Origin of the sequence: Bacillus sp. z60-11, assembly GCF_046464135.1 — a bacterium.
GTDB classification, from domain to species: Bacteria; Bacillota; Bacilli; order Bacillales; family Bacillaceae; genus Bacillus; species Bacillus sonorensis_A.
This window is the reverse complement of sequence record NZ_JBIYSN010000006.1, coordinates 221,267-243,571: the sequence shown is the minus strand read 5'-3', so window position 1 is coordinate 243,571 and position 22,305 is coordinate 221,267. Positions and strand designations below refer to the sequence as shown.

Sequence of the window (22,305 nt, the reverse complement as noted above, 5' to 3'; positions counted from 1 at the left end):
AATCTAGGAGGAACTAAATTTAGAAAGAAGGAAAAACAATGCCGCGAACATTATGGCTTTTGGTCATCGGGATGTTTATCAATGTAACGGGAGCTTCTTTTTTGTGGCCGCTGAATACGATTTATATTCACCAGCACCTGGGCAAATCTTTAACAGCAGCCGGATTCGTGTTGATGCTCAACTCCGGTGCGAATGTCATCGGCAACTTGTGCGGCGGACTTCTCTTTGATAAAATCGGCGGTTTTAAAACGGTTCTTTTAGGAATTGTGATGACGTTTGCCTGCCTGTCAGGGCTTGTCTTTTTTCACGGCTGGACCGCTTACATTCTTCTGTTGACAGCGGCCGGCTTTGGTTCGGGCATTGTTTTTCCGGCATGTTATGCAATGGCCGGTTCGGTTTGGCCGGAAGGCGGAAGAAAAGCGTTTAACGCAGTGTATGTGGCACAAAACGCGGGGGTTGCCGTAGGTTCGGCCCTCGGAGGGCTTGTCGCCTCTTTTTCTTTCACTTATGTATTTTTTGCGAATGCGCTTCTCTATGCATTGTTTTTCCTGATTGCGTTTTTTGGATTGAAACATATCCGGACGGAAAAGACGGTTCAGTCATCTGTTCTCGATCATGCCGATACGGTCAATGTGAAGCCGCGGTTTGCCGCCCTGATGATCGTATGTACGGGATATCTTCTGGCTTGGATCGCCTATTCCCAGTGGTCCTCAACCATCGCTTCACACACACAGGAGCTTGGTATATCCCTTGGCCAGTACAGCCTGTTATGGACGGTAAACGGAGCGCTGATCGTCCTTGGACAGCCGCTGATCGGCCTCTTTGTGAAACGGGTAGCCGAATCGCTGTTGAAACAGATTGTGATCGGCTTTGTCGTTTTTATGTTTGCTTACGGCATTTTGTTTGCGGCGGAACATTTTCCGGCGTTCCTTGCTGCCATGATCGTGCTGACGATAGGTGAAATGCTTGTGTGGCCGGCGGTTCCGACGATAGCCAACCGCCTCGCCCCGCAGGGAAAAGAAGGGTTTTACCAAGGGTTTGTCAACAGCATGGCCACAGGAGGAAGGATGATCGGGCCTCTTTTTGGCGGCGTGCTGGTTGATGTTTTCAGCATGCAGGCTTTGTTGGCGGTGATGATCGCCATATTAGCGATCGGCATCGGAACGGCATGTTTATACGGAAGGAAAGAAAAGCAGCTGCCAACCCATCACCACAGTAATGACAATGCATAGAAAAAATAGGTAATTGTAATTACTCGAAAATGAATCAAAGGAATCAAGATTATCAACCAAATCTTCACATATAATGGAAGAAACAAGCTTTTTTTCTTCAAAGACAGAACACATTTTCTGTTTGGTAGTATCGAATATCATCGCACAGGGGTCTAGGGGGGCTGCTCGATGGCCTGAAGTCGCTTGACTAAATAAGGGCTTTAGGAAGGTGATGAAGATGCTGCATCAAGTTTTTGTTGCTTGTTTGATTGGAGGGATTATGGGGGTTCTCGGGCATATTAAAAAAAGAGGGCGCCTTGAGAAACCGAGAACAACGAAACGATTCATTTACCTTGGATTTTTTGAAGATATTCTTGTCAGTATGGTTGCTTCTATTTTGCTTGTTTTATCTGCGGAACCCGACTCGGGAATTCAGCTTGTGATTTTATCGATTATTGCAGGCTACGGCGGTGAAGCTGTATTGAGAAGTTTTGACTTTGTCAGAGAACAGCAGGCAAATGTACAGAACTCCGAACGGCAAAACAAATCTCCACATGAATAAGATCCTCACTCTTACCCTTTTTTCAGCACATTCCCATTGTATACAAACCTGCTTGCACTTATGAACAGAATTCTATAAAATACAGATAAGATTACGGTTACGGCAAGAACGGTGAAGAGGAGCAGTAAGAAGCCCATTTTGTTTAGAGAGTTGACGGCTGGTGAAAGTCAATCAAATGCGCTTCTGAACTCGCCTCAGAGTTGCAGCAGTGATAAGCTGCTGCCGCATTTCTGCGTTAAAGATATCAAGTGAGTGTGCAGCCTGCACGCTAACAAGGGTGGTACCGCGGGAAAATCTCTCGTCCCTTTTGGGGATGGGAGAGTTTTTTTGATTTTAGAATAATCTGAATATAAAGCTGTCAGGCCCGTCCATACTTGAAACAACGAAGCCGTACGCACAATAAGGAGGTTTTTCAATTGAGTTTTGATCATCAAAAAATCGAAAAAAAGTGGCAGGACTATTGGCTGAACAACAAAACGTTTGCCACGCTTGAAGATAAATCCAAACCGAAATTTTATGCATTGGACATGTTTCCGTATCCGTCAGGTGCAGGGCTGCACGTCGGCCATCCCGAAGGCTATACAGCAACGGATATCCTGTCCCGCATGAAGCGGATGCAAGGGTATGATGTCCTGCATCCAATGGGCTGGGACGCATTCGGGCTTCCGGCTGAGCAATATGCGCTTGATACAGGAAACGATCCTGCGGTCTTTACAAAGCAGAACATCGACAACTTCCGCCGCCAGATTAGGGCCCTCGGTTTTTCGTACGACTGGGACCGTGAAGTGAATACAACAGATCCGGCCTACTATAAGTGGACACAGTGGATTTTCTTAAAGCTTTATGAAAAAGGACTCGCTTACATAGATGAAGTGCCTGTCAACTGGTGCCCTGCGCTCGGAACGGTTCTGGCCAACGAAGAAGTCATCGACGGAAAAAGCGAACGCGGCGGCCACCCCGTAGAACGCCGTCCGATGAAGCAGTGGATGCTGAAAATTACGGCATACGCCGACCGCCTTCTTGAAGATCTTGAAGAGCTTGACTGGCCGGAAAGCATTAAAGAAATGCAGCGGAATTGGATCGGCCGCTCTGAAGGCGCTCACGTCCATTTTGCCATCGACGGCAGCGATGAAACGTTCACCGTTTTCACAACGCGTCCTGATACACTGTTTGGCGCGACATATGCCGTACTCGCTCCCGAACATGAGCTTGTTCAAAAAATTACGACGAAAGAACAGCAGGATGCAGTCAATGCCTATATTGAAGAGATTCAGTCAAAGAGCGATTTAGAGCGGACAGACCTGGCCAAAACGAAGACAGGCGTCTTCACAGGGGCTTACGCGGTCAATCCGGCAAACGGAGAAAACATTCCGGTCTGGATTGCGGATTATGTTCTGGCTACATACGGAACCGGGGCGGTCATGGCTGTGCCGGCCCATGATGAACGCGATCATGAGTTTGCTGCGGCCTTCGGTCTGCCCGTCAAAGAAGTCGTTAAAGGCGGGAATGTTGAGAAAGATGCCTATACAGGAGATGGCGAACATATCAATTCCGATTTTCTGAACGGTCTTGATAAAGCGGCTGCGATTGCAAAAATGATCGAGTGGCTTGAAGAAAACGGCAAAGGTGAGAAAAAGGTGACATACCGCCTCCGCGATTGGCTGTTCAGCCGTCAGCGCTACTGGGGCGAGCCGATTCCGATCATTCATTGGGAAGACGGCACATCAACACCCGTCCCTGAAGAAGAGCTCCCGCTTATGCTGCCGAAAACGTCTGAAATCAAGCCGAGCGGTACAGGTGAATCCCCGCTTGCCAACATTAAAGAGTGGGTGGAAGTGACAGATCCTGAGACTGGCAAAAAAGGAAGACGGGAAACGAATACAATGCCGCAGTGGGCCGGCAGCTGCTGGTACTTCCTGCGCTATATCGATCCTCATAATCCGAATCAACTCGCCTCGCCGGAAAAATTAAAGGAATGGCTTCCTGTCGATATGTATATCGGAGGCGCCGAGCATGCGGTTCTTCATTTATTGTATGCGCGCTTCTGGCACAAATTCCTTTATGATATCGGTGTCGTCCCGACGAAAGAGCCGTTCCAGCAGCTGTACAACCAAGGCATGATCCTTGGCGAAAACAACGAGAAAATGAGCAAATCTAAAGGCAATGTCGTCAACCCGGATGAAATTGTCGAGACGCACGGCGCGGATACGCTCCGTTTGTACGAAATGTTCATGGGACCGCTCGATGCATCGATCGCCTGGTCAACGACAGGACTTGACGGAGCCCGCCGTTTCCTAGACCGTGTATGGCGTCTGTTTATCGATGACAATGGCGAGCTGAACAGCAAGATCAAAGAAGGCGCCGGTGAAACGCTTGAGCGCGTCTACCATGAAACAGTCATGAAAGTGACAGACCATTTTGAAGGCTTGCGTTTTAATACAGGGATTTCCCAGCTGATGGTTTTTGTCAATGAAGCGTATAAAGCGGACGAGCTTCCGAAGGAATACATGGAAGGCTTTGTGAAGCTGCTTTCTCCTGTAGCGCCGCACCTTGCTGAGGAGCTGTGGAGCCGCCTCGGGCATGAAGGAACGATCACATATGAATCATGGCCTGTCTATGATGAAGCAAAGCTTGTCGATGATGAAATCGAAATCGTCGTTCAGCTGAACGGAAAAGTGAAAGCGAAGTTAAACGTACCGGCTGATGCTGGAAAAGAAGAGCTTGAAGAACTGGCCAAAAACAATGACAAAGTAAAAGAACAGCTGGAAGGAAAAACGATCAGAAAAGTGATCGCTGTTCCCGGAAAGCTAGTGAATATAGTCGCGAATTAACCGGCTTATTAAAGAAAAGGCTTCAGCCCTGGATTTCACAGGGCCGAAGCCTTTTTTCTCGCAATGGTTCTTTTTTTAACCGGCTCCTCTTTAAGGCCAAAGTCTGAGGGTTTTTCATGATTTTAGCCGGTTTCAGCAGCCGGCGTCAGTCGTAACATATGGATAAAGGAGTGTGATCATCATGAAGTTTGCCGATTTTTCCGCTGTGCAGGTCAGAATGGCACGGCCGACAGACCGCATGAGTGCAGTCATCGATTTTTATGAAAAAGGGCTGGGATTAGAAAGGCTTGGCGAATTTTCCGGACATGCCGGTTATGACGGTGTGATGTTCGGCCTGCCGAATGAAAAATACCATCTGGAGTTCACTTCCCATGTCAGCGGAAGCCCCTGCCCCGCACCGACAAAAGACAATTTGCTCGTGTTTTACATGCCTGATTCGCATGAAATCAAGGCCATTTTGCAGAGGCTCGCTGCTATGGGATATCAAGAAGTGCCGCCGGAAAATCCATATTGGAAAGACAAAGGCGTGACAGTCGAAGATCCTGATGGATGGCGAATCGTCCTGATGAATACCGAAGGCATCTAAACTTCTGCCAACTCTTGCGCCCATTCTTTGGCCTGCCTGCGGACAATTTCGAGGAAAGCCGTCATGGCAGGCGACAGCCATTTGTTTTTATGATAAGCCATTTGTGTAGAAAAAAGGGCGTCGCGGACCATTGTGCCCTGAAGCTTCCCTTCGCTGATGTCAGTCCTCGTCGTGATCAATGGCAGGAGAGAGACGCCTAAACCGCACATCACGCATTGTTTTATCGCCTCTACACTCCAAAACTCCATCGTATGATCGGTTATGACGCCTTGTTTTTGCAAGTATTCCTCAAAAAAGTCCCTGTAGCTGCAGCCGTGTTCCGTGTATAAGAACGTTTCATTCGCGGAAAAAGCCAGGTCGTCAAAGGCTGTCTCACCGGATGGATGTCCCTTTGGAAACACGAACACCATCGGCTCTGCGACAAGACTTTCGATCTGAAGGTCATCCTCTTTGCGCTCCTTATCCAATAGAAAAGCGATGTCAATTTTACCCTGTTTCAGCTCATCCCTCAGCTGCCAGCATGTTGAGGACTTTAATGTCACCGTCACCTGCGGATATTGGCTTGTAAATTCATGAAGAATCGCAGGCAATCTGTAAACGGTTAAAGATTCGGAAGCCCCGATGGTTAAGTTTCCCGACGGTTCCTGGTCATTTTCGGGAATGTGCCTCGCTTTTTCATAAAGCTCTATCATTTCCGCCGCATAAGGGAGAAGGTGTTTCCCCGCTTCTGTCAAGAGCATTTTTTTCCCCAACCGGTAGAACAACGGCTTTCTGATTTCCTGTTCGATCGCCTGAATGTGTGATGTCACGGTTGATTGCGCATAGCCCAAATAATCGGCCGCTCTTGTATAGCCTCCGATTTCCACAATGGTTTTGAACGTTTTCAGATGCCGGATTTCCATTTCAACTATCTCCTTTTTTTCTAATATCGAAAAATTCGAATCTTGGAATCGATAATATCTATTTTACTGATTAAACAAACAAGATTACAATCATTTTAAATTGCTTCTTGGAAGGGTTGTGCTCTTTATGAAAGAAAAAAAGCTTGGGTCCGTGTTGCTAAGCGGTTTAATGACAGGGCCTATTTTAGGATCGGGGATTATTTTATTGCCGCCGATGATTCATCAGATAGCGGGGGATTACGCGATTTTTGCGTGGCTGCTGATGATGGGCATCGGCTTTTTATTTGCCTGGGTCTTTGCCAGGTTAAGCGTTGAGCATCCGAATGATGCGGGGGTCGCCTATGCGGCTGAAAAAGCGTTCGGTCCCCGGATCAAAAAGGTTGCTGTCTTTTATTTTATCATGGCTGCCAGCTTCGGACCCGCCGCAGTGTTAATGACGGCAAGCGAATATATTCATTCGCTTGCAGGCGATGTTTCGATCCCCGCCGCAGGATATGGTTTTTTGTTTTTCATCATTTGCATGATTGTCCTGTGCTTTAATCTTTCGTTTGTCGGGATGGTTTCCTTCATCTTTTCCACGGCGGCTGCGCTCGTCTTGTTTGGGAGCAGTGTGGCATCCGTTCCTCATTTCAGGGAGGGGCCGCTCGTGGAAGGGACATTTCAGTTTGCCGATTTTGGCTGGGGGTTGCTTTTGCTGTTTTGGGCGTTGGTCGGCTGGGAAATCGTCGGCAATTACAGCATGGAGGTGAAAGACCGGAAGAAAACCATTCCCCGGGCCGTCATGATCAGCTGTCTCACGGTAACCGTGATTTACCTGGTGACAGCCGCGGCTGTTCAATGGATTGATCCTGAGCGCTTTGAAAGCGGACAGTTGAAGCTTGTGATCATGCTGACACCGCTGTTCGGTTCTTTTGCATTGCCGGTGATTGCAGTCCTGACTGCTGTCCTGTGTATGAGCGCTTATTTTCAGGTTGCGGGCGGAGTTGCCAGGCTTATAGCTTCGCAAGCCGGCGGGTTTTTTGCGTACCGGTCAAAGAGCAATCAGCCGCTTGCAGCTTTAGGATTGATATTCTGCATCCATACGATGGTTTTTGTCTGTTTGTTTTTTCACATTCTGAATGTTGAGGCCCTGGTTGCGATTGCAAACGCCTTTTTCATCTGCCATTCGCTGTGCGGTCTGGCCGCTGCTTATAAGCTGCTATCCGGCCTTGTTTACCAAATGGTTTGCCTTTTTTTAACGGCATGTTTTTTACTGCTTCTCCTTTTTTCATCACCATGGGTATTGTTGTTTATCTTTCTTATGACCGCCTTTTTTGTTTTGAACAAGGCTCGCGTTTTCAGCTGGAAAAAGGTAAAAAGCCCTTTCAAATCGTATTAATGAATCAAGCGATAAAAAGAAAGGAGCACCAATATGCGCAAACACCTTTTCAAATTGCTCGGCGATTTGCCGGAAAAAAGGGACATTCAAGCCAGCACCCTTAGGATTGAAGAAAAGGAATCATTCATGGTTGAAACGCTTTTGCTTGACTTAAACGGGATGGAACCGGTTCCGGCTTATTTTGCAAAGCCGAAGCATGCGAAGGGCCCGCTTCCAGCCGTGCTTTATTGCCATTCCCACGGCGGGCGTTATGAGAGAGGAAAAAAAGAGCTTCTTGAAGGTGCGGAATATTTAGCGTCGCCGCCATATGCCGAGGAGCTCACATCCCTTGGGTTCTCAGCGCTTGCCATCGATCATTGGGCGTTCGGAGACAGGCACGGGAAAACGGAAAGCGAGACGTTTAAAGAAATGCTGTGGACAGGCCGGGTGATGTGGGGAATGATGGTGTACGACAGCCTGAGGGCTCTCGACTATCTAGAAGCCAGGGATGATTCGGACAGCAGCCGGATGGCAACGCTTGGAATGTCAATGGGGGGAGTGATGGCCTGGTGGACGGCGGCATTGGATGAACGGGTCAGCGTATGCGTTGATATGTGCGGCCAAGTCGACAGTGAAACACTGCTCAAAACGCAAAACCTGGACCGCCACAATCTGTATTTTTACGTTCCGGGGCTCGTCAAGCACTTCTCCACTGCCCAAATCGAAAGTCTGATCGCACCAAGGCCGCATCTGAGCCTTGTCGGGACAGCGGACAAACTGACGCCTGTCACAGGAATTGACATCATTGAGGAAAAGCTTTCTTCTGTGTATAAAGAAAAAAACGCGGGCGAACGCTATGAAGTGTTCCGCTCTCATTCCGGCCACATTGAAACGGCTGTGATGAGGCAGAAAGCGCTTGACTTTTTAAAAACGTGGCTCTGAACAGGAGGAATGAAAAAGCTGTGAAAAAGGTGATGATTTTCGGAGGAAACGGAACGGTGGGGCGCATTTTAGCCAAGGGGCTGTCACGGGACGGGTATGAGCTGACGGTCATGGATTTGAAAAAGCCTGAATCGGCAATGTCAGCCCGGTTTGTCCGCGGTGATGCAACAGATTATGAACAGGTGGTAAACAGTATTCCGGCGCGGACAGACGTGCTGATCAACCTTTTGGCTGTAAAGCCGTCCGGCGATCTCCTTGACCGAAATGAATTCGAGAAAATGACCGGCATCTACTTTAAAGCGACGTACAGCATTTTGCGGGCGGCAGCCGAGTGCGGTGTTCCCAAAGTTATTTTTGCCAGCAGCAACCATGTCACAGATGTTTATGAAAAAGACGGGGTGTCTCTTTTAGAGAGGGAGATCCAGACAGATGACTACCCGCAGTCCAAAAGCTTGTACGGACTGTTGAAATTGGCTTCCGAAAACCTCGGTCATTTGTTTGCACATCATTCAGAGGCTCCGCATTCCGTTATCAATTTGCGGATCGGAACAGCGGCTGACAACGAAAAAGAAACGCTTCATAAAAAGCCGAGAACAATCAAAACACTGTTGTCGCACACGGACCTTATCAGTATTTTTAAAGCCGCCATCGAATCCGGGATCACGTATGGTACATATTACGCAGTCAGCGACAATCCACAGAAGCCGTGGTCGATTGACTCAGCTGTCCGCGAGCTGGGCTACACGCCGAAAGTCAACACGTCAGACCTTCTCGGGACCTGACATGTCATTTCTTAAGGTCATAATCCGATTCTCCGTTTTCCCGCCCCTGCTTAAAAAATGATTATAGACGCTCTCACCTCTGTTTGCTACATTTTAGACACGATATCGTAATTTTTTGATAGCGCTTACAAGGAGGGGTGGAATGACGATCAGACATTCTGCAGGTAGCCGTTTGTTTGACATATTGAATTATTCATTTTTAGCGGGATTTGGACTGGTTTGTGTACTGCCGTTTATCCATGTGATAGCCGCTTCTTTTGCGACAGTGGAAGAGGTGATTTCGAAAAAGTTCATTTTAATCCCGACGACTTTTTCACTGGAGGCGTACAAATATATTTTTTCGACCGATATTGTCTACAGAAGCTTAATCATTTCCATTCTTGTGACGGCCGCAGGAACGGCGGTCAGCATGTTTCTTTCCTCACTGATGGCCTACGGATTGTCGAGAAGAGAGCTGGCGGGCAGACGGGTGCTGATGTTTTTAGTCGTCTTTACGATGCTCTTCAGCGGCGGTATGATCCCGACATTTCTCGTCGTCAAAACACTTGGACTCTTGGATTCCTACTGGTCTCTGATTCTCCCGACCGCCATCAATGCCTTTAACCTGATCATTTTAAAAAATTTCTTTCAAAATATCCCGGATAGTTTGGAAGAATCAGCGAAAATGGACGGCTGCAATGATCTGGGGATTTTCTTCCGCATCATTCTGCCGCTGTCCCTGCCGGCGATTGCGACGATTTCACTGTTCTATGCCGTCACCTATTGGAACACGTATATGCAGGCGATTCTGTATTTGAATGATTCGACGAAGTGGCCGATTCAGGTTCTGCTTCGGCAAATCGTGATTGTATCAAGCGGAATGCAGGGAGATATGACGGAAATGGGAGCGGCTTCACCGCCTCCGGAGCAAACGATTAAAATGGCGGTTATCGTCGTTGCGACCATACCGGTGCTGCTCGTATATCCGTTTATTCAAAAGCACTTTGCAAAGGGAGCGTTATTAGGATCTATAAAAGGATGAAAACGGAGGGGACGATATGGGGAAAAAATGGCTGATCCCGATGTTGATGCTGCTGCTTTTGGCGGGGGGATTGCTTGGCTGCTCGAAGGGAGCCGACCAGGCTTCTTCAAAGGATGAGAAGGTGGATCTTGATTCTCCCCTTGATTTGAGCTGGATGGTGATTCTCTATCACCAGCAGCCGCCAAAGGATACGGCGATTAAAAAAATTGAAGAGCTCACCAATACAAAGCTTGATTTAATGTGGGTGCCTGATGCGGTCAAAGAAGACCGCTTGAATTCCGCCCTCGCCGCCGGAAACCTGCCGAAAGTGGTCACCATTCAGGACATCAAAAATTCATCTGTCATGAATGCCTTCAGATCGGGGATGTTTTGGGAAGTCGGCCCTTATTTAAAGGATTATCCGAATCTGAGCAAAATGAACAAGCTCATCAATAAAAATGCATCAATCGATGGAAAGCTTTACGGCATCTACAGAGAGCGCCCGCTATCAAGACAAGGGATCGTCATCCGCAAAGATTGGCTCGACAACCTGGGTCTCGAGATGCCGAAAACATTGGATGATTTATACAAAACGGCCAAAGCGTTTACAGAAAATGATCCAGATCAAGACGGAAAGCAGGATACGATTGGATTTGCCGACAGAAATGATCTGATTTACGGGGCGTTTAAAACATTGGGTTCATATATGGGGATGCCGACAGACTGGAAAGAACAGAACGGCAAGTTTACACCTGCTTTCATGACGACAGCATATATGGACACCATGAAGTATATGAAAAAGTTGTATGACGAAGGGCTGATCAATAAGGATTTTCCGGTAACAAGCAAAACACAGCAGCAGGAGCTGTTTTCTCAAGGGAAAGCCGGCATTTATGTAGGAAACATGGTCGATGCCGTCAATTTAAGAGACCAGTCTGTTGATGACAAGATGGAGCTTGATATCATCAACCGCATCAAAGGACCTGACGGGAAAGAACACGTCTGGGCATCCGGCGGACATAATGGAATCTTCGCCTTTCCGAAAACGAGCGTCAAAACGGAGAAAGAGCTGAAACGGATTTTAGCCTTTTTTGACCGAATTGCAGAAGAGGATGTCTACAGCCTGATGACATACGGCATCGAAGGGGTTCACTACAAAAAAGAAGGGGATCAACATTTCAAACGCATTGAGAAAAACCTGAAAGACTGGCAAGCCGAAATTCAGCCGCTTGTCTCACTTGTCGGCATTGATAAAGCCTATTTGAAAAACACGGGAGATCCGCTTCGTTCAAAATATGAAGAGCTGACAGAAGACAATCAAAAGATCATCGTCTCAAACCCGGCTGAGAGCCTGTACTCCCAAACCGAATCGGAAAGGGGAGATGAACTGCAAAAGATCATCGATGATGCCACATATCAATTCATCCTCGGGAAGATAGATGAAAGCCAATTTGAACAAGCGGTCGAAAAATGGCGCTCAAACGGCGGCGATCAAGTGATAAAGGAGTATGAAGAAGCGTTTCAAAAAGCGGAGAAATAGGAGACAATCCCGGCCCCCGGGATTGTTTTTATGTAATTTTGACTCTATAGGATGGGGCGATTTCGCCTGCTACTGAACAGTCTGTTCTGGTTCTAAAATAACCAATTGATGTTTTTGAGGCATCCTCCTTCTTACTCAATTGGATCTTTGTCTTTTAAATGCTCTAATAATCAGAAATACAGTACCGATAACGGCTAAGATGGAAACTATTAAAGTTCCTAATGGCATTTAATGACCTCCTAACAGGAAGTATCCTTTTCATGTATGATTTTAAATCATTTAACATAAATGCAAACCCATGGCGGCTTATGTCCAGCATAATTGGGGACATCAAAAATAATAACCACCCTTGATGACGGGTGGTTATTATTTATGCCGAATGATTTTTCAATTCGCGGTACTTTCCGGGTGTGATCCCTTCCAGTTTTTTGAATGAACGGATGAAGTTTTGCGGATTTTTATATTTCAGTTTTTCAGAGATTTCTTTGACGGACAAGGTCGTTTCGGTCAGCCAGCTTTTCGCGATATGATGACGATATGATGATAAATATTCGCTGAATGATATCTTCATTTCTTTTCGGAAAATGCTGCTTAAATAATTCGGGTTGTAATGGAGTCTTCCGGCGATGGATTCAAGGGTCAGATCGGTATCGAACTCCTGCTGGATGATATGGACGATTTGCTCTGAGATGTTTTTGTACTGCGATTCTTCTCTGACTGAGAGCGTCTCGATCATTTTTCCGATCATCTGTCTGTTCAGCCAGCTTTCGATCTCTTCCAATGTGGTCAGCTCAAATATATCGTCATACAGCATTTTGTTTCCATCCGATTCGAACAGTTCGATGCCGAGCAGGTGCATATATTCGATTAAGTTGTTCAGCAGTCTCGCAATGGCGACCTGGCATTGATGCGGGTTCGCGTTCTCAGAGCAGATGGCGTCCAGCAAAAGCCGGAGCTTCTCGGCTGCTTTTTCCTCTTCACACGCTTTAATCGCTTCAAACAACTCATTTTGAATCTGTTTGGGAAACTGGGTCAGCAACGCTTTGTTCCGGTCAAGATGCTCAAAGAAAATGACCGCGCGCTTTCCGGATTGCAGCCTGTATGTTAAGGCTTCAAGACCTTCCAGATAAGCATGCTTGGACATGGAAAGGCTTGTAAAAGGCTGGCTGATGCCGATGCTGACATGGAGTCCGAGCTCCTTATGGATTTTTTCCTGAATGGACACGGCGGCCGTTTTTAAATATTGGTGAAATCTGTCGAGTGACTGGCCGCGGTTGATGATGATGGTTGTTTGCGTTTTGTCGATGACGACTGGCGGCAGCCGCTTTTCTTGCGGCACGGCGCGTTCCGCAAGACTGTTGATCGCAAACAGCAGGACATCGAGATCCTTTTTTTCATATGCCGTACCTTTCAGTGTATCAATCTGCAAACTAAAGATGGAGAGATGGCTCCAATCTTCGGGAAATCCGAGCCCTGAGAAGCGCTCTTTGATTTCCTCTTCCGTCAGCTTGCCGAGCAAAAGTCTTGTCAAAAAATACTGCCTCAATTGTGAGACCTGCTGCTTCACCCGTATCGTGAGGTCATGATTTCTATCTTTCATCTCTTTAATATTCCGCTCAATCAATTCGAATTCGCTTTCAGGCCGCTTTTTCCCGGAGTCGGTTCCTGAGGTGAAGCCTGAGACGGATTCATAAAGAACCTTGATTGGCTTGTAGAAATGGCGTGATCCGAACCAGGAAAACAAGCATGAAAGCGCTAACAAAATGGCGCAGATCGTAAAGGTGAACCAGCCGATTGAAGTGGTTTGCTGATAGAGCTCAGGCATGGTCGTGAGAGAAATGTATATCCAGTTGTTATAGTCGGATTTCTGGTATGTAATGTTGTAATTTGTATCATTGATCATTGTATCAAACTGCCCGTTTTTTGTTGACAGCCTGCGGATTTTTTTGAAGTACCCTTCATTTTTGATCGATTGTCCGATCATGGAGGGCTTGGGATGCAGCATAATCCGGCCGTTGTCATCGAGCGCCATCATGCTGCTTGTTTTTGATTTGAGCGGCATTCTTTTCACGAGCGAGCAGGAAGGAATACTTGCGATCGCAAGACCTTTGTTTTCCATGCTGTTCAAAGGAAGCTGTTTGACCAGGTTGATATTGTACGGGCAGTGTTCAGCTGTTCCTTCCTTTGTTGCGACAAGGGCATTGTTTTTTTCAAGCACCCAGCTTGACCGGCTTTTTAGCGAGTTGTAGAGCGAGATCATCAGGGCTTGCCGCCGCTGATCCAAATGGTATAGCCCCGAATTGTTGATATACCACTTTTTTTCTTCACTGATCAAGGTGATATCGCTCAAGTCGGTGTCAAATGTCTGCAGCTTGTTTAATTCTTTATTGATTTGGTTGTACAGCTGAAAGCGTTCTGGCGTGATGCTCAGGCTTAGCGTCTGAATTAAAGGGTAGGAACGGACATAATGGGTGAAGGAATGATCAACCGTTTTTAAAATATGTTCGATATTCAATTGCGCCTGGCCAACGGTTTGGAGCTTTTCGTTTGTGACGTTTTGTTCAATCGTCTCCGCTGATCTTTGATAGGAAAAAAAGCCGACGATGACGACCGGAATGGTGCTGAGAATCAAAAAGAAGGTCACCAGCTTATAGTAAAACTTATATTGTTTCCTTTTCATAAATTCCCCCCCAACCGAGTCTGGAAATGAATTGCTCATATATAATTAATCCGACTTTTGTGTGAATTTGTCAATAATCATTTCCTAATCAACGTTTCATTTTATTAGATCTTAAAGAGTGCAAAGAAAGCAGCGGGCGATGTGATGATATGATTGTAGACTGCATTTTGCGGCCTGATTTAAAGTGGAAGCAAACACCGTGAAGGGAGGCCGTTTATGAAAGCTGCACAAGTTCCGACCGGGAAGGAAAAGGCCCTGATTGTCGGAAAAGAGAGAAAGACGCGTTTTTTTGAGAAAGCCCTTCAGCAAAAATATTTATATTTAATGATCCTTCCGGGATTGATTTACTTTCTTCTTTTCAAGTATGTACCGATGTGGGGAATTGTCATCGCCTTTCAGGATTACCAGCCATTTCTCGGCATAACGGGGAGCGAATGGGTCGGATTTAAGCATTTTGAAAGACTGTTTACAGAACCGACCTTTTTTATGCTGCTGAAGAACACGTTGGTGTTGTTTTTCTTAAACCTTGTCGTATTTTTTCCGATTCCGATTATTTTAGCTCTTTTGCTCAACGAAGTCAGAATCGCACTTTTTAAAAAATTTGTCCAGACGATGATTTATATTCCGCATTTTATGTCCTGGGTCATCGTCGTTTCGCTTTCATTTGTCCTGTTGACGGTAGACGGAGGGCTGATTAATGAGTTGATCGCCTATTTTGGCGGGGAAAAAATCAACTTTTTGCTGAATGAAAACTGGTTCAGGCCGATGTATATTCTTCAGGTCATCTGGAGGGAGGCCGGATGGTCGACGATCATTTATTTGGCGGCGATGACCGCGGTCGATCCGCAGCTTTACGAAGCGGCAAAAATGGATGGGGCCAATCGCCTGCGGAGGATGTGGCATGTTACCCTGCCGGCGATCAGAAGCGTGATTGTCGTACTGCTGATTCTGAAAATCGGCGATACCTTGGAGCTTGGATTTGAGCATGTGTACCTGCTGTTGAATGCTACGAACCGGGAAGTAGCCGAGATCTTTGATACGTATGTGTATACGGCCGGGTTAAAGCAGGGGCAATTCAGCTACAGCACGGCTGTCGGTTTGTTCAAAGCCGCTGTGGGACTCGTGCTGGTCATGTTTGCGAACAGGATGGCCAAGAAGTTTGGAGAAGAAGGAATTTACTGAAAAATTCTTGAATGAAAGGATTTGAGTGAAATGAACCAATCTCTCGCCACAAAATCACCGCTTTTTGTTGCTGAGGAAGCAGCCAAAACAATAATGAAAGCGTATACAGTAGACAGGCTGCCCCCCGCCGGACGCTGGCACTACCATCAAGGCGTGTTTTTGTGCGGTCTTATTCATCTTTGGAATGAAACGGGAAAACAGACGTATTTTAATTATGTAAAAGATTACGTTGATGATCTCGTTGATGAGTACGGAAACTTTTATTTCGCAAGAGATGAGCTGGATGCCATTCAAGCAGGGCTTCTCTTATTTCCTTTGTATGAAGAGACGGGAGATGAACGCTACCTGAAGGCGGCGAAAAAGCTGCGGGGCCTTTTTGAAACGCTCAATCAAACGGCAGAAGGCGGCTTTTGGCACAAAGATAAATACCCTTACCAAATGTGGCTTGACGGTTTGTATATGTGCGGACCATTCGCCCTGAAATTCGCGCGGGCCTTCAATGAGCCGGAGCTTCACGATATGGTCGTCCTCGAAGAAAATTTGATGAGAAAGCATACAAAAGACGCTCGGACAGGATTGTATTACCATGCCTGGGACGAGAAAAGAAAAATGCCGTGGGCCGATCCGGAGTCAGGCTGCTCCCCTGAGTTTTGGGGAAGATCGATCGGCTGGTACGCCCTTGCACTGAGCGATATGATCGAGCTCCTCCCGCAGCATCACGAAAAAAGACGGGAATGGACGGCAACGCTTCAAGAAATGGTGAAAAGCCTCGCCGATTTTCAGGATGAGGAAACAGGGCTCTGGTACCAGGTCGTTGATAAAGGCGGACGGGAGGACAACTGGCTTGAAAGCTCCTGTTCATGCCTGTATATATACGTGATGGCAAAAGGGACGCGGATGGGCTATATCGACCCGTCATATCAAAAAAAGGCGCTAAAGGGATACAGGGGGCTTCTGGCGGAGAAAATCGAGTTCAGCCTTGAGGAAGGCCTGCTGCTAAAAGACATTTGCGTCGGCACATCAGCAGGAACGTATGAGTATTATGTCGGCCGCGACAAAAGCACCAATGATCTGCACGGAGTCGGCGCCTTGATCATGGCGCTTACAGAGCTTGAGAGAAGCAGCCGCTTTGTGGACGGAGGAGAAAGGTGAGAAAGCTTGTTTGGCTATTCATGCCGGCCATCGCTGCCTTTATTCTTTCTGCCTGCGGAAAGGGCGAGGCGGCGGGGACGGATGTTTTTGTCTTTTCCGATGCGCCGGAACAAGTTAAGCAGAACATCGGGAAAGCCGCCGGGAAAGAGGGCTTGCATGTTACGGCTTTCCCGGCTTCACCCGAAAAATTGCTTGTTGAAATCGCAGCGAAAGAAGGAGATCTGTTTATCGTTCCAGAAGACATGTTTGAACCTTTTTACGATCCTGAAGGACTTCAGCCGCTCAAGGCTCGATCAGAAGAGCGGTCGCCATACAGTGCTGCCGGCAAAAACGGCCGGGAGCAGATGTATGCCGCCATCATTAAAAAAGGGGAAAAACGTTTGAACGGCTACACGTTTCAACTGAACACGGATATGGCTGCCTTTATTCCGGTCTATGCAAAGAAAACCTCTGAAGCGGTGAAGCTCATTCAGACGCTTCAAGGTCAATGAACAGAGGGGTGCCAATGAAAAAATATGCGATTTGCGGGCTGAGCGGCCGCGCCATCAATATGTTTATCGAGCCTCTTCTGAAGCAATACCGACGGAAGCACTCGATCGCCGCGCTTTTGGATGATGATCCGCTGCGGGAAGCCGTCTGCAAAAAGAGATTTCCGGAGCTTGGGCCGGTACCTTTTTTTCGCGCTGAACGATTTGAGGCCATGCTTGAGGAGGTCAAACCTGACGCTGTGATTGTTGCGGGCCGCGATGATACACATGCCCGCTATATTTTGGGCGCTTTAAAAAAGAATATCGACGTGATTGCTGAAAAGCCGATGGTGACAACAGCCGGGGATGCAAGAGCTGTATTGGAAGCCGAAAAGGCCAGCAAAGGCAGAGTGACCGTCACGTTCAACTACCGCTATAATCCATTCCACCGCAAAATTAAAGAGATGATTCTTGCAGGAAAGCTCGGCACCATTACATCGGTTGACCTGAACTGGTATATCGACACGTACCATGGAGCGAGCTATTTTAAGCGCTGGAACAGAATGAGAAAGTACTCCGGCGGGCTTTCCGTCCATAAGTCCACACACCACTTCGATCTTGTCAATTGGTGGCTTGATCAAAAACCCCGTGAAGTCTTTTCCTACGGCGGTCTGAACTACTACGGACCGGACGGTGAAATGAACCCTGAAAAAGGGGAGCCGCGTTATTGCGGGACATGTCACGTCAAAAAGAAATGCCGTTACTATATGAGATGGAAAGACGGCGATCCCGAGGATGACCACATCAAAGCGGATGACAATCAGCATCTTTTATACTCCGGCTACCGGCCTGACGCTTGTATATTCGATGAAGAAATCGACATCGAAGACACCTACGCCGCCGTTTTGAAATATGACGGGGGTGCCATATTGAATTATTCGCTGCTTTTTTCCGCTCCGTATGAAGGCTACCGCCTTGTGATCAACGGTACAAAAGGAAGGCTGGAAACGAAAGAATACCATGCTCCAGGAAGAATTCCTTTTGAAGTGGATGAGCAGACGATCGACTATTTTCCGCTGTTCGAGTCGAAAGAAACGATCCGCGTCGTTCAGAAGCCCGGCGGACATGGCGGCGGAGATCCCCTGCTTATGGAGGAGCTGTTTTCAGGAAAAGACCCTTTGAGGGATTACGAGATTCTGGCTGGGGCTGAAGCCGGCGCCTATTCGATCGCAGCCGGGGAAGGATTGTGGCGTTCCATCAAGGAAAAAAGGCCGATCGACATTCGAGAGCTTCTTCAGGTCCAAGCCATACACTGAAAAGGGGGCTAAAAACGTGGAACAGGATGTCTCCATGGGAAGAGTGCTGAGCTTTTGCGAGTGGGTGATGAGATTTTCTTATGCCAATCTGCTGTGGTTTGCGTTTACACTTTTCGGGTTTGGTGTATTCGGATTTATGCCGGCGACCGCCGCTTTATTTGCCGTCACAAGGAAATGGGTGATGGGCCGCTCGGACATTCCGATCTTTCGGACGTTTTGGCAGGCGTACCGCGGGGAATTTTTCCGCGCGAACGCAATCGGCTTCATTCTATTGATCGTTGGAGCGATTATTTATGTTGATCTGGCATTTATTCATCCGGAAAATCTATTTTTGCACATTCTTCGTTTCGTCATTATGGTGTTCGGGTTTTTATACGTCATCATGCTGTTCTATGTGTTTCCGCTTCTGGCCCATTTCGACTGGAAAAAGCGGTTGTATTTAAAATTTTCCCTGCTTCTCGGGATTTCGTACCTGCAATATACCTTGACGATGATCGCGCTTACCGCCTTGCTGTTTGCCGTTTTTGCCTATCTGCCGGGAATCGTTCCATTTTTCAGCGTCAGCCTGCTCGGTTATTCGATCATGTGGCTGGCCTATCAAGTCCTGAAAAAGGCGGAAGCAACGGGTCCGGCGGAGCGGTCTCACTCAGCGGAAGCGTGACACTGCACCTGCGTTTATGAAGCGGGTGTGTTTTTTCATGAAAGGAGGCGGTACACATGAGCAAAGAAAATGATAAACGCTATATTCACTGGATCGATCAGGCTGTTCAAGACAGTCTTAATCAAGACGGCGGTGTTCAATCTCTGCCCGGCTTCGGCAAACCGCTCTCAAAAGAAGCGCTTCAAGGAGACGCGCTTTCCAGCACGCTGAAAAACGCCAAATATCTGCCCGAATGGCTGAAGCTGCAAAAGGAAATAAAGCAAGAAATCGAAAAAGCCAGCAAATCGAATAAACGGGAAGAAGAGATTGAAGACATCAACCGGAAAATCAAAAAATACAATCTTTCCTGTCCAAGCCAGTTCCAAAAGGGCCTTGTGACAGCGCAAAATCTCGAAAGCCAGCTGAAGCACTGGAGCTGACCGATTAGAAAATTAATTGCTAACAACAATCATTTTCTGTAAAATAAAGTTATAAAAAGGAAATAATAGTATGGCCATTTTTTGAAAATAAGAAAGGATGAATCAAGAAGTGGATGCGAAAACGGCGTACGAAAAGGCGGCCGGACTTTTAAACCGATGGTATACCATGATCAAGCGCCATGAAGCGCTCCAAGCTGTATCTTTAAAGTACGAGATTAAGAGGCTGCTTTCGGGAATGGAGAAACAAGGAGATTTACAGCTTTATTTTCATCTGCTCGATTACAGGTTCAAATTGATGACCGAACAGTTTGCCGAATCTGCCGAGCTTTTCAGAGAAATCAAACGACAGAAGGAAACGATTGTGCATGCTGATGATGTTATTCAATACTATTTCTACTTTTTTTTCGGCATGTACGAATTTCATGAGAAAAATTATCTTGAGGCGATCAGCTGCTACAAGAAAGCGGAAAACAAACTATATAAACTGACAGATGAAATCGAAAAAGCGGAATTTCATTATAAAATCGCGGGCGCCTACTATCAGATTAATGATCATTTCCGTTCGATGAACCATGCCGAAAAAGCGCTTTCCATCTTCAGCAAACATGACGATTACATAGATAAAGCGATTGGATGCGACATGATTCTCGGTTCGAACCAGTTTGACCTGTTCCGCATGAAGCAGGGGGAGAAGCACTACCGACGGGCATTGGATCAGGCCGTTTCTCTTCAAAATGAAAGAATTATCGGACTCATCCATCATAATATGGGACTGAAGTATGCGAATCGGAACATGCCTCTTTTGGCGGAGGAGCATTTTCGAAAGGCGCTTGCCGTTGATCTCCATAAGCGGTCCGTTTTTGGCATCAACACCATCTTCGAACTTTCTCATCTCATGTATAAAAACGGCCGCCGCGAAGAAGCGAGCCGGCTCTGCAAAAAGGGCTTTTCCAGGTCTGTCGAAGATGGTGAGGAAGAATATACGGCGAAATTCAGGCTTATTTTTGCCTTGTATGATACCGGAAATCCGCTGGATATCGAATTTTCATTGGAATACCTGGCAGGTAAGAAGCTGTGGGTGGATGTCGCCGAATTGACAAAAGATATTGCCGATTACTATCTGTGCTCGGGTGATGACAAAAAAAGTGATTTGTATCTTGAGAAATCCCGTTGTGCAAGAAATCAAATATGCAAAGTGAAGGAGGGGATCATATGAAAAAGGTCATTTGCTTTTCAGCTGTCATGCTGGTCTGTCTGGTTGGAGCGGGCATGGCAGAGGGAGCCGCCGCGGGCAGCGGATCTTTCCAATCGTTTGGAAAATCGATCTTTCCCGACAACAAGCTGAACCAAAGCACCCTCCGATAGAAATCCGCTCCTGACTTTTGCTATAATATGTTCACGTACATGATAAAGGGAGCTGGAAATATGACAGTAAAAGAAATCACACCTGACAAGCTGCAGGAAAAGCTTTCAAAAGGAGAAACGCTCAACATCATTGATGTCAGGGAAGATGAAGAAGTGGCCGAAGGCATGATCCCGGAAGCCGTTCATATTAAGATGGGTGACATACCGGAAAAGATCGACATCTTTCAAAAAGATCAATCTTATATTTTTGTCTGCCGCTCAGGGAAGCGCAGTGAGAACGTCTGCCTCTACCTGAAGGACAAAGGATTTGACGTGACAAACATGATCGGCGGCATGCTTGAGTGGACCGGCGATACGAAGCCGAAAACAACATAAGGTCTTAGCTTCTTATCTTGGCGGTAAGAAGCTTTTTCATTTTGCAATGCGAACGTCGCCAAGCGCCTCACAGTCTCTTTTTTGATCATAACTTCGGCTGTTCGTGAATACCTTTCATATAGAAAGGAGAGAGCGTATGCTGAAGGTTGCCGTATTTGATGAAGAACACGAAAAAGATTTGCAGCACGAAATCAACGAATTTTTAAAAAAGCTGTCCGAAGACCAGCTGGTCGATATAAAATATGACGTATCTGCCGCATGCGACCCTCAAGGCGAACAGCTTTACTGTTTTTCGGCACTTATTTTATACAGGAAATAACAGACTTTATAATCTATTATTGACAACATTGAAAACGAGATCAACTAGGCGCTGGAAAGTCGTGATCGGATGAGAGATAAAAATATGAATAAAGGGCTGATTTTCAGCCCTTTAGTTAAAAATCATTATTGGATTGCGACACTTCCTGAATGTCCTAAGCTGGGATCTTTCCAAAAAATATTCAAGTTAGGCTTTATATAGCCGCGAAGACTATTTGAAGTATAGTATTGAACACTCCATAGCTGTTTCACTTTTTGACCTCTAAAATAAGGGTTTGCTAAACCAGAATCCATTAAACTACCATAAGAAGGAATTGGATTGCCAGTATACGTATATTTGCCTTCACCTTTTTCATTAAATAAAGCCACATGGGTATTACTGAAATTCATGCCTGCATTGGAATCTAATCCATAACGAATATTGATCGATTCTATTACAGCTGTATCAGGAATGCTGTCAATGTTTCTAAGATCCCAGTACGCTTTTTGAGACCATACATTTTTTCCATAAACACCAACTAGTAGACTTGGAGTGCTTGGTCCAGCACTGTAGTATGTTGCTGCAGAGCTGCTGCTAGGGAAAACAAAAAGAGAAATTGCGGCTGCTAATGAAGCCAAACTGATCATGATTTTTTTCATTTTAAACGCTCCTTTAAA

The 22,305-nt window shown here is 46.6% G+C and carries 22 protein-coding genes and 1 other annotated feature; of the genes, 19 read left to right on the top strand and 3 right to left on the bottom strand.

The genetic code is table 11. The features are described from left to right. The first annotated feature begins 38 nt into the window (after positions 1-38). The 4 genes from ACINLD_RS17540 to ACINLD_RS17525 all read left to right on the top strand — a co-directional run bounded on the left by ACINLD_RS17540 (position 39) and on the right by ACINLD_RS17525 (position 5,190). On the top strand, positions 39-1,232 hold the full coding sequence (locus ACINLD_RS17540; protein WP_026588338.1) for an MDR family MFS transporter: 1,194 nt from the start codon (positions 39-41) through the stop codon (positions 1,230-1,232). A gap of 211 nt (positions 1,233-1,443) precedes the next feature. Next, positions 1,444-1,773, top strand: a complete 330-nt coding sequence (locus tag ACINLD_RS17535; RefSeq protein ID WP_142246139.1) for a DUF4257 domain-containing protein — start codon at positions 1,444-1,446, stop codon at positions 1,771-1,773. A gap of 102 nt (positions 1,774-1,875) precedes the next feature. Next, positions 1,876-2,082: a binding site (T-box leader), on the top strand. A 107-nt stretch (positions 2,083-2,189) separates the two neighbouring features. Continuing rightward, a complete protein-coding gene (gene leuS / locus ACINLD_RS17530; protein WP_026588336.1) occupies positions 2,190-4,604 on the top strand; it encodes a leucine--tRNA ligase in 2,415 nt (804 codons plus the stop codon). 181 nt (positions 4,605-4,785) lie between these two features. Beyond that, positions 4,786-5,190 (top strand): VOC family protein, encoded by a 405-nt coding sequence (locus tag ACINLD_RS17525; RefSeq protein ID WP_026588335.1) that lies wholly within the window; start codon positions 4,786-4,788, stop codon positions 5,188-5,190. On the opposite strand, the gene ACINLD_RS17520 is transcribed toward ACINLD_RS17525, so the two are convergent. Beyond that, a complete protein-coding gene (locus ACINLD_RS17520) occupies positions 5,187-6,092 on the bottom strand; it encodes a LysR family transcriptional regulator (protein WP_026588334.1) in 906 nt (301 codons plus the stop codon). The genes ACINLD_RS17525 and ACINLD_RS17520 overlap by 4 nt on opposite strands. A 127-nt stretch (positions 6,093-6,219) precedes the next feature. Between ACINLD_RS17520 and ACINLD_RS17515 the strand changes: the two genes are divergently transcribed. The 5 genes from ACINLD_RS17515 (at position 6,220) to ACINLD_RS17495 (ending at position 11,713) form a co-directional block, all read left to right on the top strand. Beyond that, a complete protein-coding gene (locus ACINLD_RS17515; RefSeq protein WP_026588333.1) occupies positions 6,220-7,470 on the top strand; it encodes an APC family permease in 1,251 nt (416 codons plus the stop codon). Between the two features lie 33 nt (positions 7,471-7,503). Next, a complete protein-coding gene (locus ACINLD_RS17510) occupies positions 7,504-8,391 on the top strand; it encodes a dienelactone hydrolase family protein (RefSeq protein ID WP_409444469.1) in 888 nt (295 codons plus the stop codon). 20 nt (positions 8,392-8,411) lie between these two features. Then, on the top strand, positions 8,412-9,173 hold the full coding sequence (locus tag ACINLD_RS17505) for an NAD-dependent epimerase/dehydratase family protein (protein WP_026588331.1): 762 nt from the start codon (positions 8,412-8,414) through the stop codon (positions 9,171-9,173). Between the two features lie 142 nt (positions 9,174-9,315). Next, on the top strand, positions 9,316-10,194 hold the full coding sequence (locus ACINLD_RS17500) for a carbohydrate ABC transporter permease (RefSeq protein ID WP_026588330.1): 879 nt from the start codon (positions 9,316-9,318) through the stop codon (positions 10,192-10,194). Between the two features lie 16 nt (positions 10,195-10,210). Next, positions 10,211-11,713, top strand: a complete 1,503-nt coding sequence (locus tag ACINLD_RS17495) for an extracellular solute-binding protein (RefSeq protein WP_077736184.1) — start codon at positions 10,211-10,213, stop codon at positions 11,711-11,713. 370 nt (positions 11,714-12,083) lie between these two features. Here the strand turns inward: ACINLD_RS17495 and ACINLD_RS17490 are convergent, their stop codons facing one another. After that, positions 12,084-14,393, bottom strand: coding sequence for a helix-turn-helix domain-containing protein (locus ACINLD_RS17490; RefSeq protein WP_409444470.1), 2,310 nt, complete (start codon positions 14,391-14,393; stop codon positions 12,084-12,086). 216 nt (positions 14,394-14,609) lie between these two features. On the opposite strand from ACINLD_RS17490, the gene ACINLD_RS17485 reads away from it, so the two are divergent. The 10 genes from ACINLD_RS17485 to ACINLD_RS17440 all read left to right on the top strand — a co-directional run bounded on the left by ACINLD_RS17485 (position 14,610) and on the right by ACINLD_RS17440 (position 21,649). Next, entirely contained in the window at positions 14,610-15,575 is a 966-nt protein-coding gene (locus ACINLD_RS17485) for an ABC transporter permease (RefSeq protein ID WP_026588327.1), read from the top strand. A 30-nt stretch (positions 15,576-15,605) separates the two neighbouring features. Continuing rightward, a complete protein-coding gene (locus ACINLD_RS17480) occupies positions 15,606-16,727 on the top strand; it encodes a glycoside hydrolase family 105 protein (RefSeq protein ID WP_026588326.1) in 1,122 nt (373 codons plus the stop codon). A gap of 20 nt (positions 16,728-16,747) precedes the next feature. Beyond that, complete coding sequence (locus ACINLD_RS17475) at positions 16,748-17,218, top strand: hypothetical protein (RefSeq protein ID WP_026588325.1); 471 nt, start codon at positions 16,748-16,750, stop codon at positions 17,216-17,218. Between the two features lie 14 nt (positions 17,219-17,232). After that, positions 17,233-18,510: a Gfo/Idh/MocA family protein gene (locus tag ACINLD_RS17470; protein ID WP_409444471.1), complete on the top strand. Its 1,278-nt coding sequence runs from the start codon at positions 17,233-17,235 to the stop codon at positions 18,508-18,510. Between the two features lie 16 nt (positions 18,511-18,526). Continuing rightward, positions 18,527-19,171 (top strand): YesL family protein, encoded by a 645-nt coding sequence (locus tag ACINLD_RS17465; protein ID WP_026588323.1) that lies wholly within the window; start codon positions 18,527-18,529, stop codon positions 19,169-19,171. A 56-nt stretch (positions 19,172-19,227) separates the two neighbouring features. Beyond that, the gene (locus tag ACINLD_RS17460; protein ID WP_026588322.1) at positions 19,228-19,590 is read left to right on the top strand and encodes a DnaJ family domain-containing protein; all 363 of its coding nucleotides are present in this window, start codon (positions 19,228-19,230) and stop codon (positions 19,588-19,590) included. Positions 19,591-19,699: 109 nt separating this feature from the next. Then, positions 19,700-20,806, top strand: coding sequence for a hypothetical protein (locus ACINLD_RS17455; protein WP_409444472.1), 1,107 nt, complete (start codon positions 19,700-19,702; stop codon positions 20,804-20,806). Beyond that, positions 20,803-20,955 (top strand): hypothetical protein, encoded by a 153-nt coding sequence (locus ACINLD_RS17450; protein WP_179115699.1) that lies wholly within the window; start codon positions 20,803-20,805, stop codon positions 20,953-20,955. Before ACINLD_RS17455 ends, ACINLD_RS17450 begins: the two co-directional genes overlap by 4 nt. 60 nt (positions 20,956-21,015) lie before the next feature. Next, positions 21,016-21,330, top strand: a complete 315-nt coding sequence (locus tag ACINLD_RS17445; RefSeq protein ID WP_026588320.1) for a rhodanese-like domain-containing protein — start codon at positions 21,016-21,018, stop codon at positions 21,328-21,330. Between the two features lie 136 nt (positions 21,331-21,466). Beyond that, positions 21,467-21,649, top strand: a complete 183-nt coding sequence (locus ACINLD_RS17440) for a sporulation protein Cse60 (RefSeq protein WP_026588319.1) — start codon at positions 21,467-21,469, stop codon at positions 21,647-21,649. A gap of 125 nt (positions 21,650-21,774) precedes the next feature. Here ACINLD_RS17440 and ACINLD_RS17435 read toward each other — a convergent pair whose 3' ends face one another. Beyond that, complete coding sequence (locus tag ACINLD_RS17435) at positions 21,775-22,287, bottom strand: hypothetical protein (RefSeq protein ID WP_026588318.1); 513 nt, start codon at positions 22,285-22,287, stop codon at positions 21,775-21,777. Positions 22,288-22,305 lie beyond the last annotated feature (18 nt).

Excerpts from the sequence above, each read along its gene's own strand:
- ACINLD_RS17540 (WP_026588338.1), top strand. The coding sequence starts at position 39 with ATGCCGCGAACATTATGGCTTTTGGTCATCGGGATGTTTATCAATGTA.
- ACINLD_RS17535 (WP_142246139.1), top strand. The coding sequence starts at position 1,444 with ATGAAGATGCTGCATCAAGTTTTTGTTGCTTGTTTGATTGGAGGGATT.
- ACINLD_RS17525 (WP_026588335.1), top strand. The coding sequence starts at position 4,786 with ATGAAGTTTGCCGATTTTTCCGCTGTGCAGGTCAGAATGGCACGGCCG.
- ACINLD_RS17520 (WP_026588334.1), bottom strand. The coding sequence starts at position 6,092 with ATGGAAATCCGGCATCTGAAAACGTTCAAAACCATTGTGGAAATCGGA.
- ACINLD_RS17515 (WP_026588333.1), top strand. The coding sequence starts at position 6,220 with ATGAAAGAAAAAAAGCTTGGGTCCGTGTTGCTAAGCGGTTTAATGACA.
- ACINLD_RS17510 (WP_409444469.1), top strand. The coding sequence starts at position 7,504 with ATGCGCAAACACCTTTTCAAATTGCTCGGCGATTTGCCGGAAAAAAGG.
- ACINLD_RS17500 (WP_026588330.1), top strand. The coding sequence starts at position 9,316 with ATGACGATCAGACATTCTGCAGGTAGCCGTTTGTTTGACATATTGAAT.
- ACINLD_RS17495 (WP_077736184.1), top strand. The coding sequence starts at position 10,211 with ATGGGGAAAAAATGGCTGATCCCGATGTTGATGCTGCTGCTTTTGGCG.
- ACINLD_RS17490 (WP_409444470.1), bottom strand. The coding sequence starts at position 14,393 with ATGAAAAGGAAACAATATAAGTTTTACTATAAGCTGGTGACCTTCTTT.
- ACINLD_RS17485 (WP_026588327.1), top strand. The coding sequence starts at position 14,610 with ATGAAAGCTGCACAAGTTCCGACCGGGAAGGAAAAGGCCCTGATTGTC.
- ACINLD_RS17480 (WP_026588326.1), top strand. The coding sequence starts at position 15,606 with ATGAACCAATCTCTCGCCACAAAATCACCGCTTTTTGTTGCTGAGGAA.
- ACINLD_RS17475 (WP_026588325.1), top strand. The coding sequence starts at position 16,748 with ATGCCGGCCATCGCTGCCTTTATTCTTTCTGCCTGCGGAAAGGGCGAG.
- ACINLD_RS17470 (WP_409444471.1), top strand. The coding sequence starts at position 17,233 with ATGAAAAAATATGCGATTTGCGGGCTGAGCGGCCGCGCCATCAATATG.
- ACINLD_RS17460 (WP_026588322.1), top strand. The coding sequence starts at position 19,228 with ATGAGCAAAGAAAATGATAAACGCTATATTCACTGGATCGATCAGGCT.
- ACINLD_RS17450 (WP_179115699.1), top strand. The coding sequence starts at position 20,803 with ATGAAAAAGGTCATTTGCTTTTCAGCTGTCATGCTGGTCTGTCTGGTT.
- ACINLD_RS17445 (WP_026588320.1), top strand. The coding sequence starts at position 21,016 with ATGACAGTAAAAGAAATCACACCTGACAAGCTGCAGGAAAAGCTTTCA.
- ACINLD_RS17440 (WP_026588319.1), top strand. The coding sequence starts at position 21,467 with ATGCTGAAGGTTGCCGTATTTGATGAAGAACACGAAAAAGATTTGCAG.
- ACINLD_RS17435 (WP_026588318.1), bottom strand. The coding sequence starts at position 22,287 with ATGAAAAAAATCATGATCAGTTTGGCTTCATTAGCAGCCGCAATTTCT.